We start from the raw sequence: 16436 nt of genomic DNA, 5'->3' as shown, positions 1-16436 counted from the left end.
CGGCCCCATCTGGACATGGCGATGTCAGCTGCCGAAAAGCCTTCCCTGCGCGTCCTGCTCTGCGCCCCGCGCGGCTTCTGCGCCGGCGTGGTGCGCGCCATCGACGCGGTGGAGCGGGCGCTGGAGCTCTACGGCCCGCCGGTCTATGTGCGCCACGAGATCGTGCACAACAAATATGTCGTGGAAGGCCTGAAGGCGAAGGGTGCGATCTTCGTCGAGGAACTCCACGAGGTGCCGGTGGGCACCGCGGCCCCGGTGATCTTCTCCGCCCATGGCGTGGCGAAGTCGGTGCCGGAGGACGCGGCCCGCCGCAACTTCTTCGCCATCGACGCCACCTGCCCGCTGGTGACCAAGGTGCACCGCGAGGCCACCGTCCATCACAAGAAGGGGCGCGAGGTGGTGCTGATCGGCCATGCCGGCCACCCCGAGGTCATCGGCACCATGGGCCAGCTGCCCGAGGGCGCGGTGACGCTGGTGGAGACCGCCGAGCAGGCCCGCCGCTTCGTGCCGCGCGATCCGGAAAACCTCGCCTACACCACCCAGACCACGCTCTCGATCGACGACACCGCCGAGATCGTCGCGATCCTGCGGGAGCGTTTCCCGGCGATGGCGGCACCCCACAAGGAAGACATCTGCTACGCCACGACAAACCGCCAGGAGGCGGTCAAGCGCGTCGCCCCGCAGGTGGACGCGATGATCGTGGTCGGCGCGCCGAACTCCTCGAACTCGCAGCGCCTGCGCGAAGTCGCCGACCGCGAGGGCTGCCGCGTCGCCGTGCTGCTGCAGCGGGCGGGCGACATCGACTGGAACGTCTTCGGCACCATCTCCTCCCTCGGCATCACCGCCGGCGCCTCCGCGCCGGAAGTCCTCGTCGAGGAGATCATCGACGCCTTCGCCGAGCGCTTCGCCGTTCAGGTCGAGACCGTGTACACCGCGCACGAGGACGTCTTCTTCCCCCTGCCCCGGCAGCTCCGCCCCGACGCGGCGGAATAGCCTGATCGAACCCCATGGCCGTTTACACCGACGTTACCCCGGAAGAGCTCGAAGCCTTCCTCGCCACCTACGAGCTGGGCCGCCTGCGCGCCTTCAAGGGCATCGCGGAAGGCGTGGAGAATTCCAACTACCTACTCCAGACCGAGGTGGGGAGCTTCATCCTCACCCTCTACGAGAAGCGGGTGAACCCGGCGGACCTGCCCTTCTTCATCGGGCTGATGGAGCATCTGGCCAGGCGCGGCATCGACTGCCCGCAGCCGGTGCGCAACCGCGAGGGCGTGGCGCTCGGCACCCTCGCCGGCCGGCCGGCGCTGATCGCCACCTTCCTGCTCGGCACCTCCGTGCGCCGTCCCACCGCCGCCAACTGCGCCGCCCTCGGCGCGGCGCTGGCGGCCCTGCACAAGGCCGGCGCGGATTTCACCGGATACAGCCGCGTCAACGCCCTTTCCGTCGCCGGCTGGCGCCCCCTCTACGACCAGGCGGCAGCGCGGGCCGACACGGTGGCGCCCGGCCTGCAGGTCCTGATCGCCGACGAACTCTCCGTTCTGGAAGAACACTGGCCGAAGGGACTGCCGGCGGGGGTGATCCATGCCGACCTGTTCCCCGACAACGTGTTCTTCACCGACGGGCGGCTGTCGGGGCTGATCGACTTCTATTTCGCCTGCAACGACCTGCTGGCCTATGACGTCGCCATCTGCCTCAACGCCTGGTGCTTCGAGCCGGACGGCTCCTACAACCAGACCAAGGGCCGCGCGCTGCTGGCCGCCTACGGCGCCGAGCGCCCGCTCGGGGCGGACGAGATCGCCGCGCTGCCGCTGCTGGCGCGCGGCGCGGCGCTGCGCTTCCTGCTCACCCGCCTCGTGGACTGGCTGAACGTGCCGCCCGGCGCGCTGGTGCGCCCGCACGACCCGCTGGAGTATCTGCGCAAGTTGCGCTTCCACCGCTCGGTGGAAAGCCCGCGCGACTACGGCATCGCCGAAGGGCAGATGGCGTGAAGACGGCGCCGGGAACCGCCCGCGTCTTCTCCGACGACGCGCCGAAGGAGCCGCCGAAGGGAATCGTCGCCGTCTGGACCGACGGCGCCTGCTCGGGAAATCCGGGACCCGGCGGGTGGGGCGCCATCCTGCGCTATGCCGGCGCCGAGAAGGAGCTATCCGGCGGCGAATCCCCGACCACCAACAACCGCATGGAGCTGATGGCGGCGATCTCCGCGCTGGAGGCGCTGAAGCGCCCCTGCACGGTCGACCTGCACACCGACAGCGAATATCTGCGCAACGGCATCACCAAATGGATCGCCGGCTGGAAGCGCAATGGCTGGCGCACCGCCGACAAGAAGCCGGTGAAGAATGTCGACCTGTGGGAGCGGCTGGAGATGGCCATGGAGCGCCACGAGATCCGCTGGCATTGGGTGAAGGGACATGCGGGCGACGAGATGAACGAGCGCGCCGATGAGCTCGCCCGCGCGGGAATGGCCCCCTACAAGGCCGCACGCGGCATGGGATGACGACGTTTTGCGCGCGGGAAAACCCGTCGCGAGATTGACAAACGCCCCTTCCCTCCGCTATCAGCCGGGCCTCGAATTCAAGCTGGCGGATCGGGGCGCGGCCATGGAGGCGCCGTCTCATGCGCGGGCGCAGTCGATCCGAAGGTTACGTGTCATGAAGATCCGCAATTCCCTCAAGTCGCTGCTCGGCCGTCACCGGGACAACCGTCTGGTGCGCCGCAAGGGCCGCGTCTACATCATCAACAAGACCCAGAAGCGCTTCAAGGCCCGCCAGGGCTGAGGCTTCCTCAGGGCCGGGCCGGCCGCGTTCACGATTTCGCGGCCTGCTGCCTTGCAACATTGAACGAGGGCGCCATCGCTCCTAGAGTGGAGTTATGCGCGCCCTTTTTGCTGTCCTGCTCGTCGCCGCCGCGCCGCTAGGCGCCACCGGTGCCCTTGCCCAGAACACGCCGGAAACCCCGGCCGCGACGGCGCCCGCCGCTCCTGCCGCAGAGGCGACACGGGCCGGCACGTCGGAACCGGATCGCGCCAAGCGGCTCGACGCCCTGTTCGCCGCGCTGAAGGTGGCGCCGGACGAGGAATCCGCCAAGGGCATCGCCGAGCGCATCGACGTCGCGCTCACTCCCTCCGACAGCGATACCGCCGATCTCCTGATGGGACGCGCCGCTCTCGCGCTGCAGGCCAAGGATTTCGACCTCGCCCTCCAGCTGCTCGACGGCGTGATCCGGATCGAGCCGGATCATCTGGAGGCGTGGAACAAGCGCGCCACCGTCTTCTATCTCAAGCAGGATTTCTCCGACGCGCTCGCCGATTTGCGCCAGGTGGTGGCGCGCGAGCCCCGCCATTACGGCGCCTGGGCCGGCATCGCCATCATCTGCAAGGAGCTGGGCGACGAGAAGCACGCGCTGGAAGCGGCGCGCAACGCGCTCGCGATCTATCCCCGCCTCGACGAGGTGGAAGAGATGGAGAAGACGCTGTCGATCAGCGTCGAGGGCCGGCCGATCTGAAAGCCCCGCTCACGCCCGCTCGTAATCCACGAAGCTGAAGGCATATTCGTCCTTCTCGCCCTGGATCGGTCCCTCGCGGCTCACTTCGCGCCACTGCGCCCGGTCGAAGGCCGGGAAGTGCACGTCGCCCTCCGGGGTGCCGTGCACCTCGGTGAAGCGCAGGCGAGCCGCACGCGGCAGGGCCTGCGCATAGATCTGAGCCCCGCCGATCACCACCATCTCGTCGACGCCGAGCCGCTCGGCCTCCAGCCCGCCGCGGTCGAGCGCTGCCGGCAGCGACGGCACCACGAGCACGCCGTCCGGCGCGGCGAAGCTGGTGTCGCGGGTGATGACGATGCTGGTACGGCCCGGCAGTGGCTTGCCGATGGATTCGAAGGTGCGCCGCCCCATCAGGATCGGCTTGCCCCAGGTGATGGTGCGGAAGCGCTTGAGGTCGCCGGAGATGCGCCAGGGCAACTCCTCGCCTCGTCCGATCACGCCGTTCTCGGCGACGGCGGCAACAAGGATCAGATCCGTCATGCGGCCCTCCCGGTGAGCTGCGCGAGCGCGGCGTCCGCCGCGGCAAGGCCCGTGAGATGCGCGCCGTGCGCGGTGGAATAGGCATGCGCCGACACCGCCTCGCCGGCGAACAGGATGCGATCGCCCAGCGGCCGACCAAGGCGTGCGCGCACATGCGCGAAGCCCGGCAGCGCGCAGCTATAGGCGCCGCCGATCAGCGGGTCCGCCACCCAGCCGGTCGTGGCGAAGCCGGCGACGTGCTTCTCGATATCGGCGCCGAAGGCATCCTTCAGTGCCGCCAGGCCGAAGTCGCGCATGGCATCGGGGCCGGCCTTGACCAGCCGCGCGGCGTTGTCGCCGCCGAGCTGGCCGATGGCCATGTTGGCGCCGAAGGGATTGAGCGTGAAATTGACCGGACGGCGGTCGGGATTCCGCAGGTCGATGGTGTCGACATAGGTCGTCGGCGCCACGCCGAAGACGTCGCGGTCGAACAGGAAGGCCACCTTCTCCGCCGCGCCCAGCGGCAGCGCCTCGAAAGCCTCGGCGAGGTCCGGCGGCAGCAGCGGCGCGAAGGCCAGTCCGCCCCGCGCGATCACCGTGGTCGGCACGGCGATGATGACGAGCCGCGCCTTCAGCGTGCCGCGCGGCGTCTGGAGCGCCACGCCGCTGCCCGACCAGTCGACGAGCGACACCGGACAGCCGGTGACGACGGGCAGGTCCGGCGCCGCGTGGGCCGCCACCGCCTGCACCAGCGCGCCATAGCCCTTCTCGACCGGGTAGTTCTCGCCCGTGTCGGTATAGGCGGCGTAGTCGAGCGTGGAGAGCCGCTCAGGCTCCGCCGCCGACATCAGGGTGAGCCAGTGCCGCGCCAGCCTTATCCACGGGCTGCCCTTGTCGAGCACCTCGCTGGCGGCGATGTCCCGGCCTTCCTCGCCGGCGTGGTGAATGGCGGCGTAGGCCGCGTCGATCGCCTGCCACGCCGCCTTGCGCTCGTCCTCGTCCGCCCAGCGGTCGCCGAGATGCGTGGCGCGGGCCTGCCGGCTGCCGCGGGAGAGATAGGAAAGGCCGAGTTCGTCAGCGGCCGCGCGCAGCGGATTGACGGAGGCCGAATGCAGCCAGTGGCAGCCGCGATCCCACGCGACGCCGAAGGTCGCGGTGTCCGTCCACGCCCGGCCGCCCGTCCGCGAGGCCGCTTCCACCACCAGCACGTCGATGCCGGCCCGGCGCAGCTGCGTGCCCGCGGCAAGCCCCGCCGCTCCGGCGCCGACGACGATCACCTCATGACTGGCGGACACGGCTCACGTCCCGGCTGGAGAAAACTATTTCTTGCGGAAGGCGTCGAGCCGCACCACCTGCGCGCCACCGGTCCCGCCGTCCTTCGGCTCGGCCTCGCCCTCGTCGGCCTTCGAAGCGGGCGACGGCTTGGCCGCAGCAGACTTGCCGGTCGGCTTGCCGGCCTTCCCCTCCGGGGCATCGCCGGATGCGTCGACAGCCCGGGCCGCAGCAGGCACCGGCTTGGGTTCAGCCTTGGGTTCCGCCTTGGCGGCGGGCGCCGGCTTCGGCGCCTTCGCTTCTGTTCTGGTGGAATCGGACTTGTCGGCGTCGGATTTACCGGTTTCCGACTTGCCGACGTCCGACTTGCCGGCCTCTTCCTTCGCGGCGCCGCCCGACCGCGCGGCGGTCCGGGTCGACGGCACAGAGGTCGGCCGGGCGCCGGAGATCGGCGTCACCGGCGCCGGCGCGACGGGCTCTTCGGCTTCCTCGTCGGCATCTTCCAGTTCGTCATCCGTCATCGGCTCGAATTGCAGTCCGAACTTCACGGAAGGATCGAAGAAGCCCTTGAGCGCGGCGAAGGGAATGTGCAGCCGCTCGGGAATGCCGTTGAAGGACAGCCCAACCTCGAAGAACTGGTCGGTGACCACGAGATCCCAGAACTGGTGCTGGAGGACGACGGTCATCTCCTCCGGGTATCTCTCCTTCAGGCGCGGGGAAAGCCGCACGCCAGGGGCCTGCGTGTCGAAGGACACATAGAGATGGTGATCGCCCGGCAGCCCGTCGCGCGCGACATCGGTCAGCACCCGGCGCACGACGCCGCGCAGCGCATCCTGCACGAGCAGGTCATAACGAATTAGGTCGACGCTCATGCCGGCAATGAACCCGATTCCAGCGACAATCGCCAGCCGGAAGGTGAGAATGAAGTGGAGGCTTCTGTTGCCAGGTGCCTCCGAACCCCGCCTCACGGTGCTACCCGCTAGGACTTATTTTCCGTAGATCAAACCGCTCACGCGGCCTGAGCAACCGGAGCATAGTTGTCGTTGGCAACTATAAGTTTGGTCCGATGACGGCGGTACCATGCCGAGCGAAAGAATGCCCTTTACGCCCCCGTCGATCCTGTTTCGCCCCCGCCGCAGGCCACCCGCGCGGGATGGGCTCCGGTGGAGGCGCCGGGTACTGCCCCCGGGTCCGATGGGTTTATTCCGACAACCGTTTATCGCCATAGCCGGCTTGCGCCGGCACGGATGAATATAGGGACTTGCCCGCCGGGTTGGAAGAGGGGCCGGCAACAGAGGTCGCCGTCATCCCCGCTCACGCTTCGGTCTGGTCGCCGAATTGCGCCCGCTCCATCGGCGGATCGCCGGCGTCGCGGCCTTCCAGCCGCTGGTCGAGGCCGGCGATCTTCTCCCGCAGGGCCGTGAGGATGATCCGCCGCATCAGCGCATAATCGAGCCGCACGTCCGAATGGGCGCTGCGCAGCGCCTGCCCCTCGCGCAGCACCAGAACCGGCGTCGTGTGCGCATGCTCCACCGCGAAGTCGAGCGGATGCGTCGGGTCCTGCTCCAGCAGCTCCAGATGGCGGCGCAGCCGGTGGCGCTCGGTGCGCAGCGTGTCGATGCTCTCGATCATTCCATCCTCCCTCCGGCCGCGGCGATACGGGAACAAGTCGCGCGCGATGCGTCGGGTTCCCATGCTACCGCCGCCCGCGCGCCGCCGCAGCCTCCGGTTCGATCCCGCCCCGAAAAGACCCCAGAAATGCCCCGGCCGGGGGTGGAACGCCCGGCGCTCCCGGCCGTTTGCCCCTGCACCGCCCGGAACGCTCCGGGACGGTTTGGGGAGCAGGTATGGGGGAAGACATGGAGACAGGACCATGAGGACCGCGAACTTCACCCTTGGCCTTGCGACCGGCCTCGGCCTGACGGCGCTGGCGGTGACGCCCGGCCTGGCGCAGGAGCTTTATGTACGCAGCGCCGAACCGGTGGGGCCCGGCGTGGTCGTCGTCGAGGAGCCCGGCTATCTCGGCGCCGGAGAGAGGGTCATCGTCCGCGAGGCGCCGGCGCCGGTGATCGTGGAGGATGCGCCCGAGCGCGTCATCGTGACCGAGCCGGCGGACGGCCCCTTCGCCCCCGAGGTCTATGTGCGCCGCACGCCCCTTCCGCCCGAGCCCGTGCCCCACGGCTTCTACGATAGCGGCTGCCAGACGGTGGAGCGCCAGTCGCGCTCCGGCATCGTGACGGTCGGCACGGTCTGCGACTAAGCGTTGATAGCACCCGATCGGACGCGGGCGGCCGGATGCGCCGCCCGCGTCGATGCGCTATATGTAGTGGGGTCCGAACCCCACGGGACGATAGGCATGCGGCAATATCACGAGTTTCTGGAACGGGTGCTGCGCGAGGGCCTGCGCAAGGACGACCGCACCGGGACGGGCACGCTCTCCCTGTTCGGCCACCAGATGCGCTTCGACCTTGCCGAGGGGTTCCCGCTCGTCACCACCAAGAAGTTGCACCTGCGCTCGATCATCCATGAACTGCTGTGGTTCCTCGCCGGCGACACCAACATCCGTTACCTCAAGGAGAACGGCGTCTCCATCTGGGACGAATGGGCCGATGCCAACGGCGATCTCGGCCCGGTCTACGGCCATCAGTGGCGCTCCTGGCCGGACGGGCATGGCGGCGTGATCGACCAGATCGCGCAGGTCGTCGCCGACATCCGCCGCAATCCGGATTCGCGCCGGCTGATCGTCTCCGCCTGGAACCCGGCGGATGTGCCGAAGATGGCGCTGCCGCCCTGCCACTGCCTGTTCCAGTTCTACGTGCTGGACGGCAAGCTCTCCTGCCAGCTCTACCAGCGCTCGGCCGACATCTTCCTCGGCGTGCCGTTCAACATCGCCTCCTATGCCCTGCTCACCCACATGGTGGCGCAGGTGACGGGGCTGAAGGTCGGCGACTTCGTGCACACCTTCGGCGACGCGCACATCTATCTCAACCACCTCGAGCAGGTGCACGAGCAGCTCTCGCGCGCCCCGCGCCCGCTGCCGACCTTGAAGCTCAATCCAGCGGTGGCGGACCTCTTCGCCTTCCGCTTCGAGGACATCGCCATCGAGGGCTACGATCCCCATCCGGCCATCAAGGCGCCCGTCGCAGTCTGATGCGGTACGGGCTTCGGGCTTGACCCGGCGGGCCTGCTTCCGGCAAGCGCTGGTGCCACCACGCTGTGCCGGAGATATCGATGTCGCTGACCATTCGCCCCGCCGAGCCCGCCGACGCCGGGCTCATCTTCGATTTCGTGCGCGAGCTCGCCGAATACGAGAAGCTGCTGCACGAGGTCGGTGCCACGGTCGCGGATATCGAACGCGACGTCTTCGGCCCCAATCCCCGCGTGTTCTCCGACATCGCGGAATGGGAGGGCGCGCCGGCCGGCTTCGTGCTGTGGTTCTACAATTACTCGACCTTCCGCGGCCGGCACGGGATCTTCCTCGAGGACCTCTTCGTGCGGCCGGCCTTCCGCGGGCGGGGCATCGCGACGGAGCTGATGCGCCATCTCGCCCGCCGCTGCGTCGAGGAAAGCCTCGACCGCTTCGAATGGTCGGTGCTGAACTGGAACGAGCCGGCGATCCGGTTCTATCGCGCGATCGGCGCCCTGCCCATGGACGCCTGGACCCTGCAGAGGGTCAGCGGCGGGGCATTGAAGAAGCTCGCCGCCGGCTGAACGAAAAAAGCCGCCGGCACGGAGCCGGCGGCAAGTACGAGCGGGGATGCTCGGGAGTCATTGGTCCGAAAGAAGGAGAGACGCCGTTCAGAGCGGCTCGCCCTCGGGGGCGGGGCCATCCGGCATCGGGCCGGGGCCCATGCGGTGGTGCATCGGGCCGCCCTCGCCGCCGCGCCCCGGGCCGAAGCGGTGCGCGCCGTGGCCCCGCTCGCCGTCATGCCCGGCGAAGGCCATGTGCGGATGCTGCACCTGCCGGAACAGCACGCCGAAGCGACGCTTCTGCGCCTCGTCGAGGCTGTCGTAGAGCGGGGCGGCCGCATCGGCCAGCTTCTTCATCGCCGCGCCGCGCTCAACCATGCCGTCGGCACGCTGGCGCAGGCGCTCGATCACGTCGGGGCGCTCCACCTTGGCGACATCGCCCGCGGCATTCTCATCCTTGGCCGGCCCGGCCTTCGCGGCGTGGCGTTCGGCCCGGCGCTCGATACGCGCCTTCGAAGCGTCCTGAAGCGCGGTCTCCAGCGCCGGCCACAGCTTTTCCTGCTCCGCCGTGAGGCGCAGCCCCGCCTTGAGCGCGGCGATGCGGGCATCGCTCATCGCGCCGGCGAACTCGGCGATCTGTTCGGGGCTGGGACGGGAGCGTTCGCCGGACTTCAGTTCCGGCGCGGCCAGGCCAAACGTTGCACTGGCGAGAAGGGCGGCGGCGGCAGCCGCGATAATCGTACGTTTCATCGGTCTCATCTCCTGTGGAGGTGAGACCGATGTTGCAGTGGACACCGAAGAACTTCAAATGAAACTTCGGTAATGAACCTGAATGACTTTCAGAAACAAAGATTAACAGCCATTCAGGTTCATGAATAGTCATTAACCGGGAGAAATCATCTTCTCCGGACGAACGATCGCGTCGAACTCCTCGTTCGTGACATAGCCGCCGCCCACCGCTTCGTCGCGCAGCGTGGTGCCGTTCTTGTGCGCGGTCTTGGCGATCTTGGCGGCGTTATCGTAGCCGATCTTTGGCGCCAGCGCGGTGACCAGCATCAGCGAGCGCTCCAGCGCCGCCTTGATATTGTCCTCGCGCGGCACGATGCCGACGACGCAATTGTCAGTGAAGCTGATCGCGGCGTCGGCGATCAGGCGCACGGACTGCAGGAAGTTATAGGCCATCACCGGGTTGTAGACGTTCAACTCGAAATGACCCTGGCTGCCGGCGAAGCTGAGCGCGGCGTTATTGCCGAACACCTGCACGCACACCTGCGTCAGCGCCTCGCACTGCGTCGGATTCACCTTGCCCGGCATGATCGAGGAGCCCGGCTCGTTCTCCGGCAGGGAAAGCTCGCCGAGGCCGGAGCGCGGGCCCGAGCCGAGCAGGCGGATATCGTTGGCGATCTTGAACAGCGACACCGCCACCGTGTTGATCGCCCCGTGCGAGAACACCATGGCGTCATGGGCGGCGAGCGCCTCGAACTTGTTCGGCGCCGAGGTGAAGGGCAGCCCGGTGATCTCCGCGATCTTGGCGGCGACCTTCTCGGCGAAGCCGACCGGCGCGTTCAGGCCCGTGCCGACAGCGGTGCCCCCCTGCGCCAGCTCCATCAGCGCCGGCAGGGTCTGCTCGATGCGAGCGATGCCGTTCGTGACCTGCTGGGTGTAGCCGGAGAACTCCTGGCCAAGCGTCAGCGGCGTCGCATCCTGCGTATGGGTGCGGCCGATCTTGATGATGTGCTGCCAGGCTTCCGCCTTTTCCGCCAGCGCGTCGCGCAGCTTGACGAGAGCCGGAAGCAGCCGGCGGACGATCTCCACCGCCGCGGCGACGTGCATCGCCGTCGGATAGGTGTCGTTCGACGACTGGCTCATATTGACGTGGTCGTTCGGGTGAACGGGCTTCTTCGAGCCCTTCTCGCCGCCCAGCATCTCGATGGCGCGGTTCGAGATCACCTCGTTGGCGTTCATGTTCGACTGCGTGCCCGAGCCCGTCTGCCAGACCGCCAGCGGGAAATGCGCGTCGAGCTTGCCGTCGATCACCTCCTGCGCCGCCGCGACGATCGCCGCCGCGACCTTGGGGTCGAGATGGCCAAGTTCCTGATTGGTCTCCGCCGCCGCCCGCTTGATCACGCCGAGCGCGCGGATCACCGGCAGCGGCTGCTTCTCCCAGCCGATCTTGAAGTTGCCGAGCGAGCGCTGCGCCTGCGCGCCCCAGTACTTGTCGTTCTCCACCTCGATAGGACCGAACGTGTCGGTTTCGATGCGGGTGTTGGTCATCGTCAAAGCCTTTCGGGATCAGGCGTCTCACGGCCACGCCATTAGGCGGGACGCCGGGGTGTGCGCCGTCCGTTTAGCATGCGGAAGGATGTGGGAAAATGCGACCTCGGACGGGACGCCCGCTTGACGCATTCCCCCTTTCGGAATCACGAAGGCGCGAGCCGAAGAGCAACCAAGTACCGCGCGAACAAAGGGGGCGGTATTTCTATACTTATAAATAACGACCAAAATTAATTATATAACACCCGACAAATTTGTACTTTAACGAATAATGAAGCTAGACTCTCTTTCGCAATGCGGTATCTGGCAGTATCAAACTTTCGCCGACATTATCGAATCAACTAAGAAGAGTGAGCGACGCGAACAACTTCTGGCCGCGTTTCTTCTCTCTTTGTTCTGGAAATGGCGCTCGTGGCCGACATTGTAAATCTCAATCGGTATCGCAAGCGCATCGCGCGGGCGCACGCGGAACAAAACGCCGCGGCGCGGCGTTTGGAGTTTGGCCGGTCAAAGGCTCAGCGGGAGCTGGAGGCCGCACAGGAGCGGCAAGATGAAAAGTCGCTCGACGGGCACAGACGCATACGAGAGGACGACACATGAAGAGCCCCGTTGTTAAGCGGTCCATCGTGATTGCCGGGCACAAGACGAGCGTCAGCCTGGAAGATCAGTTCTGGGATGCCCTCAAGGAAATCGCCGCAAATCGCCGCAGTACACTTTCGGAGATTGTGGCTTCCATTGATTCGGGGCGCAATCAGGGCAACTTGTCCTCAGCGATCCGTCTCTACGTGCTGGCCCATTACCGCAATCCGCCGACCCGCGACACGATCGACGCCCCCGAACGGAACGCGGCCGCGCGCCCTACCGTTGCGTAAGACCGCGCCGTACACCATATCGGCACTGGCGGTGCGTTGTAACCGAATGCCTCGTCACCTATAACCGCCTCTCCGCGCTTTTCGCATGGAGGGGCGCGGTCTTTCCTGCACGGTGGCGTCTGGCGGTTCTGCGCATGCGAGCCCTGACACTGCCGGGCGCGCAAACGGAGTGGGCGCGGAATGTCGTGGAAGAACCAGAGCGGTGGGCCATGGGGTGGTGGTCCGCGCGGCCCCTGGGGCACTGGTCCGCAATCGTCGGGACCGAATAATTCTCCCGATCTCGAAGAACTCATCCGCCGGGGCCAGGAAAGGTTGCGCACCGCCGTGCCCGGCGGCTTCGGCAGCGGCAAGGGCATCGTCGTGGTGGTGGTCCTCGCCATCGTGGCCTGGCTGCTCTCCGGCTTCTACCGCGTCGAGCCCGACGAGCAGGGCGTGGTGCTGCGCTTCGGCAAGTTCGTCGCCACCTCCAATCCCGGCCTGAACTACCACCTCCCCTACCCGATCGAGACCGTGCTCACCCCCCAGGTCACGCGCGTCAACCGCATCGACATCGGCATCCGCACCGGCGACGATCCGCGCCGCGGCGCCGCCATGCGCGACGTCTCCGAAGAGAGCCTGATGCTCACCGGCGACGAGAACATCGTCGATGTCGACTTCGCCGTGTTCTGGATGGTGAAGCCCGCCGCCCCCGGCTCGGCCGAGGACATCGGCGCCGCCAACTTCCTGTTCAACGTCCAGAACCCGGAAGGCACCATCAAGGCCGTGGCCGAAAGCGCCATGCGCGAGGTGGTCGGCCGTACCAACATCCAGCCGATCCTCACCGGCGCCCGCCAGAACATCGAGACGGCGGTGCAGGAGCTGATGCAGCGCACGCTCGACAGCTACAAGTCCGGCATCCTCGTCACCCAGGTCCAGCTGCAGAAGGTAGATCCGCCCTCGCAGGTGATCGACGCCTTCCGCGACGTGCAGGCCGCACGCGCCGACGCCGAGCGCCTGCAGAACGAGGCGCAGGCCTACGCCAACCGCGTGGTGCCGGAAGCGCGCGGCGAGGCCGCCCGCATCACCCAGGGCGCCGAGGGCTACAAGGAGCGCGCGATCATCGAGGCGCGCGGTCAGGCCTCGCGCTTCCTCAGCGTGCTGACCGAGTACCAGAAAGCGCCGGACGTGACGCGCCAGCGTCTCTATCTCGAAACCATGGAGCGCGTGTTCGGCGGCATGGACAAGGTCATCATCGATCAGGCGGCGAGCGGAACTTCCGGTGTCGTCCCCTATCTGCCGCTCGCCCCGCTCAGTGGTCGCGGCGCCGCCCCGGCGGCCGGCCAGGGAGCTGCGAAATGAAGAACAGCCTCGGCCTGATCCTCGCGGTCGTCGCCGCCGCGATCCTGATCGTCCTCTATTCCGCGCTGTTCTCGGTCTACCAGACCCAGCAGGCGCTGGTGCTGCGCTTCGGCGAGCCCGTGCGCGTGATCGAGCAGCCCGGCCTCAACGTGAAGATCCCGCTGGTGGACAGCGTGATCTTCGTCGACAAGCGCATCCTCGACCTCGAGAACCCCTCGCAGGAAGTGATCGCCGCCGACCAGAAGCGCCTCGTGGTGGACGCCTTCGCGCGCTACCGCATCGTCAACCCGCTGCGCTTCTACCAGTCGGTCGGGTCGATCGAGGGCGCCAATTCGCGTCTCGCCACCATCCTCAACTCGTCGCTGCGCCGGGTGCTCGGCGAATCCACCTTCACCGAGGTGGTCCGCGACCAACGCGAGAACCTGATGGCCCGTATCCGCGATCAGGTGAACCGCGAGGCCGCCGGCTTCGGCATCAGCGTGATCGACGTGCGCATCCGCCGCGCCGACCTGCCGGAAGCCAACAGCCAGGCGGTGTTCCAGCGCATGCAGACCGAGCGCCAGCGCGAGGCGTCCGAAATCCGCGCTCAGGGCGGCGAGGCGGCGCAGACCATCCGCTCGCGCGCCGATCGCGATTCGACGATCATCGTCGCCGAGGCGAACGCCACCGGCGACAAGCTGCGCGGCGAGGGCGAGGCCCAGCGCAACGAGATCTTCGCGCAGGCCTATGGACGCGATAAGCAATTCTTCGACTTCTATCGATCCATGCAGGCCTACGAGGCCTCGATGAAGAGCGGGGATACGCGGATGCTGCTGACGCCGGATTCGGAGTTCTTCCGGTTCTTCAACAATCCCGCGCCGACCGCTCCGGCTCCGGCTTCCGCCGGCGCCGCCCCGGCCGCGCCCGCCAACTGACGCGGCGGGCAATGTCCGATCTCGTCGTCGCCCTCGGCCTCGTCCTGGTGATCGAGGGACTGATGCTGGCCGCCATCCCCGGCGCGGTTCGCCACGCCGCGGAGGCGATCGGACAGGTGCCCGACATGCCCCTGCGCATCGCCGGCATCGGCGGTGCCATTCTCGGCGTCCTCATCGTGTGGCTGATCCGCGGCTGATCCGTCTCCGGGTCAGCCGCACGCCTCCCGCCTCGCGCGCTTTTGGCTTGCATCACGCCCGGCGCGGGTTAGCGTCGGTCGGATCGCGGCGCACGGCGCGCAACCGTGCCGCCCATTCGGCGTGGCGGCACCGCCCCTGCGGCGCAGCGGCACCTAGGAGGCCTTATGTTTCAGCGTGTTGAGCGTATCGTTCGCAACCGTCCCGCGCCGCCCCGCGGCCGCCGCCTGATGCGCGGCCTTGCTGCCGCCGGCCTGATGGTCGCATCCGCCTTCGCCGCACCGACTGCCACGCTCGCCGCCGCCACCAAGGGACCGGACACGGTCGCCGACACCGCCGCCCAGGTGATGGACGCGGTGGTGAACATCTCCACCTCGCAGACCGTCGCCCCCTCGCGCGGCGTGCCGACGCCGGAGCTGCCGCCCGGCTCGCCCTTCGAGGAGTTCTTCGAGGAATTCTTCAAGCGCCGCCAGCAGCAGGGCGAGGACAACGCCCCGCGCCGCGTCTCCTCGCTCGGCTCGGGCTTCGTCATCGACGCGACCGGCTACATCGTCACCAACAACCACGTCATCGCCGACGCCGACGAGATCTTCGCCAACTTCTCCGACGGCACCAAGCTGAAGGCCGAGGTGGTCGGCCGCGACACCAAGATCGACCTCGCCCTGCTCAAGGTGACGCCCGAGAAGGACAAGCCGCTCAAGGCGGTGAAGTTCGGCAATTCCGACATTCTGCGCGTCGGCGACTGGGTGATGGCCATCGGCAACCCGTTCGGCCTCGGCGGCACGCTCACCGTGGGCGTGATCTCGGCCCGCAACCGCGACATCAACTCCGGGCCCTACGACAACTTCCTGCAGACCGACGCGGCCATCAACCGCGGCAATTCCGGCGGCCCGCTGTTCAACATGGACGGCGACGTGATCGGCATCAACACCGCCATCATCTCGCCGTCGGGCGGCTCCATCGGCATCGGCTTCGCCGTGCCGTCGAACACCGCCGTGCCGATCATCGCCCAGCTCAAGGAGTTCGGCGAGACGCGGCGCGGCTGGATCGGCGTGCGCATCCAGCAGGTGACGCCGGAGATCGCCGAGAGCCTGTCGCTCGGCAAGCCGCGCGGCGCGCTGGTCGGCAGCGTCACCGAGGAAGGCCCCGCCGCCAAGGGTGGCCTCAAGGCCGGCGACGTCGTCGTCACCTTCGACGGCAAGGAAGTGAAGGACATGCGCGGCCTGCCGATCATCGTGGCCGACACGCCGGTCGACAAGCAGGTCGAGGTCGTGGTGATCCGCAAGGGCGAGGAGCACAAGCTCAAGCTCGTCGTCGGTCGCCTCGACGAGGAAGAAACCAAGGACAGCGCGGCCGAGACGCCCGAGCAGAAGCCGGACGCGCAGCCCCCGGTCGCCACGACCAAGGCGCTCGGCGTCGAGATGGCCGAGCTGACGCCGGAGCTGCGCACCCGCTTCAAGATCAAGGACGAGCTCAAGGGCGTCGTGGTGGTGACGGTCGAGCCGGGCTCGGTCGCCGCCGAGCGCGGCATCGCGCCGGGCAACCTCATCGTCGAGGTCAATCAGGAAGCGACGGTGACGCCGAAGGAAGTGCAGGACCGCGTGGCGGCGCTCAAGAAGGAGGGCCGGCGCTCCGCCCTGCTCATGCTGTCCGACGCCGAAGGCCAGGTCCGCTTCACCGCCCTGCCGATCGAGTGAGATCGAGGCGCCCGCGGGCCGATCCGGGCTTCGCCCGATAATCCCAACCTCATCCCCGGGCCCCGGCCCGGGGAGCATGGCCGCAGACATCGCGGCCGATACGCCACGGACATTGACGCCCGCCGGGGCCATGCGCGCCCATGACGGCATCCGACACGGCACCGTCCGATCAGCCCGGCAAT

General features: G+C 67.9%; 20 protein-coding genes and 1 other RNA gene. 14 read left to right on the top strand and 7 right to left on the bottom strand.

The genetic code is table 11. The features are described from left to right. Positions 1-21 precede the first annotated feature (21 nt). The 5 genes from ispH to FO470_RS16830 all read left to right on the top strand — a co-directional run bounded on the left by ispH (position 22) and on the right by FO470_RS16830 (position 3504). Complete coding sequence (gene ispH / locus FO470_RS16850) at positions 22-993, top strand: 4-hydroxy-3-methylbut-2-enyl diphosphate reductase (protein WP_144344152.1); 972 nt, start codon at positions 22-24, stop codon at positions 991-993. Between the two features lie 14 nt (positions 994-1007). Further along, positions 1008-1988, top strand: coding sequence for a homoserine kinase (locus tag FO470_RS16845; protein ID WP_144344151.1), 981 nt, complete (start codon positions 1008-1010; stop codon positions 1986-1988). Continuing rightward, entirely contained in the window at positions 1985-2497 is a 513-nt protein-coding gene (gene rnhA / locus FO470_RS16840) for a ribonuclease HI (RefSeq protein ID WP_144344150.1), read from the top strand. The genes FO470_RS16845 and rnhA overlap by 4 nt, the downstream gene beginning before the upstream one ends. A 154-nt stretch (positions 2498-2651) precedes the next feature. Beyond that, the gene (gene ykgO / locus FO470_RS16835) at positions 2652-2777 is read left to right on the top strand and encodes a type B 50S ribosomal protein L36 (protein ID WP_013167868.1); all 126 of its coding nucleotides are present in this window, start codon (positions 2652-2654) and stop codon (positions 2775-2777) included. Between the two features lie 94 nt (positions 2778-2871). Beyond that, positions 2872-3504: a tetratricopeptide repeat protein gene (locus tag FO470_RS16830; protein ID WP_144344149.1), complete on the top strand. Its 633-nt coding sequence runs from the start codon at positions 2872-2874 to the stop codon at positions 3502-3504. A gap of 9 nt (positions 3505-3513) precedes the next feature. Here FO470_RS16830 and FO470_RS16825 read toward each other — a convergent pair whose 3' ends face one another. The 5 genes from FO470_RS16825 to FO470_RS16805 form a co-directional block, all read right to left on the bottom strand. After that, positions 3514-4023: a dihydrofolate reductase gene (locus FO470_RS16825; RefSeq protein ID WP_144344148.1), complete on the bottom strand. Its 510-nt coding sequence runs from the start codon at positions 4021-4023 to the stop codon at positions 3514-3516. Further along, positions 4020-5297 (bottom strand): flavin monoamine oxidase family protein, encoded by a 1278-nt coding sequence (locus FO470_RS16820; RefSeq protein WP_144344147.1) that lies wholly within the window; start codon positions 5295-5297, stop codon positions 4020-4022. Before FO470_RS16820 ends, FO470_RS16825 begins: the two co-directional genes overlap by 4 nt. A gap of 24 nt (positions 5298-5321) precedes the next feature. Continuing rightward, on the bottom strand, positions 5322-6146 hold the full coding sequence (locus FO470_RS16815; RefSeq protein WP_144344146.1) for an SspB family protein: 825 nt from the start codon (positions 6144-6146) through the stop codon (positions 5322-5324). 53 nt (positions 6147-6199) lie between these two features. Next, positions 6200-6557: a transfer-messenger RNA gene (gene ssrA, locus FO470_RS16810) on the bottom strand. A 31-nt stretch (positions 6558-6588) separates the two neighbouring features. Beyond that, entirely contained in the window at positions 6589-6906 is a 318-nt protein-coding gene (locus FO470_RS16805) for a hypothetical protein (RefSeq protein ID WP_144344145.1), read from the bottom strand. Between the two features lie 241 nt (positions 6907-7147). Here FO470_RS16805 and FO470_RS16800 point away from each other — a divergent pair, with 241 nt between their 5' ends. The 3 genes from FO470_RS16800 (at position 7148) to FO470_RS16790 (ending at position 8985) form a co-directional block, all read left to right on the top strand. Further along, positions 7148-7534 carry a hypothetical protein gene (locus FO470_RS16800; RefSeq protein ID WP_144344144.1) on the top strand — a complete coding sequence of 129 codons (387 nt, stop codon included), beginning with the start codon at positions 7148-7150 and terminating at the stop codon, positions 7532-7534. A gap of 96 nt (positions 7535-7630) precedes the next feature. Beyond that, positions 7631-8425 (top strand): thymidylate synthase, encoded by a 795-nt coding sequence (locus FO470_RS16795; protein WP_144344143.1) that lies wholly within the window; start codon positions 7631-7633, stop codon positions 8423-8425. Positions 8426-8505: 80 nt separating this feature from the next. Beyond that, positions 8506-8985 carry a GNAT family N-acetyltransferase gene (locus FO470_RS16790; protein WP_144344142.1) on the top strand — a complete coding sequence of 160 codons (480 nt, stop codon included), beginning with the start codon at positions 8506-8508 and terminating at the stop codon, positions 8983-8985. A gap of 87 nt (positions 8986-9072) precedes the next feature. Here FO470_RS16790 and FO470_RS16785 read toward each other — a convergent pair whose 3' ends face one another. Continuing rightward, positions 9073-9714 (bottom strand): Spy/CpxP family protein refolding chaperone, encoded by a 642-nt coding sequence (locus FO470_RS16785; RefSeq protein WP_144344141.1) that lies wholly within the window; start codon positions 9712-9714, stop codon positions 9073-9075. Between the two features lie 132 nt (positions 9715-9846). Further along, positions 9847-11238 (bottom strand): class II fumarate hydratase, encoded by a 1392-nt coding sequence (gene fumC / locus FO470_RS16780; protein ID WP_144344140.1) that lies wholly within the window; start codon positions 11236-11238, stop codon positions 9847-9849. Positions 11239-11640: 402 nt separating this feature from the next. Here fumC and FO470_RS16775 point away from each other — a divergent pair, with 402 nt between their 5' ends. The 6 genes from FO470_RS16775 to FO470_RS16750 all read left to right on the top strand — a co-directional run bounded on the left by FO470_RS16775 (position 11641) and on the right by FO470_RS16750 (position 16254). After that, positions 11641-11838, top strand: coding sequence for a DUF4169 family protein (locus tag FO470_RS16775; RefSeq protein WP_244616782.1), 198 nt, complete (start codon positions 11641-11643; stop codon positions 11836-11838). Then, positions 11835-12110 carry a ribbon-helix-helix domain-containing protein gene (locus tag FO470_RS16770; protein ID WP_144344138.1) on the top strand — a complete coding sequence of 92 codons (276 nt, stop codon included), beginning with the start codon at positions 11835-11837 and terminating at the stop codon, positions 12108-12110. The genes FO470_RS16775 and FO470_RS16770 overlap by 4 nt, the downstream gene beginning before the upstream one ends. Before the next feature lie 180 nt (positions 12111-12290). After that, the gene (gene hflK / locus FO470_RS16765) at positions 12291-13448 is read left to right on the top strand and encodes an FtsH protease activity modulator HflK (protein WP_144344137.1); all 1158 of its coding nucleotides are present in this window, start codon (positions 12291-12293) and stop codon (positions 13446-13448) included. Beyond that, entirely contained in the window at positions 13445-14362 is a 918-nt protein-coding gene (gene hflC, locus FO470_RS16760; protein ID WP_144344136.1) for a protease modulator HflC, read from the top strand. The genes hflK and hflC overlap by 4 nt, the downstream gene beginning before the upstream one ends. Before the next feature lie 11 nt (positions 14363-14373). Beyond that, a complete protein-coding gene (locus tag FO470_RS16755) occupies positions 14374-14559 on the top strand; it encodes a DUF2065 domain-containing protein (RefSeq protein WP_144344135.1) in 186 nt (61 codons plus the stop codon). A gap of 165 nt (positions 14560-14724) precedes the next feature. Then, on the top strand, positions 14725-16254 hold the full coding sequence (locus FO470_RS16750) for a Do family serine endopeptidase (RefSeq protein WP_144344134.1): 1530 nt from the start codon (positions 14725-14727) through the stop codon (positions 16252-16254). Positions 16255-16436 lie beyond the last annotated feature (182 nt).

Origin of the sequence: Ancylobacter moscoviensis, from assembly GCF_007559435.1 — a bacterium.
GTDB classification, from domain to species: Bacteria; Pseudomonadota; Alphaproteobacteria; order Rhizobiales; family Xanthobacteraceae; genus Ancylobacter; species Ancylobacter moscoviensis.
This window is presented reverse-complemented; position numbering and strand designations above follow the sequence as displayed.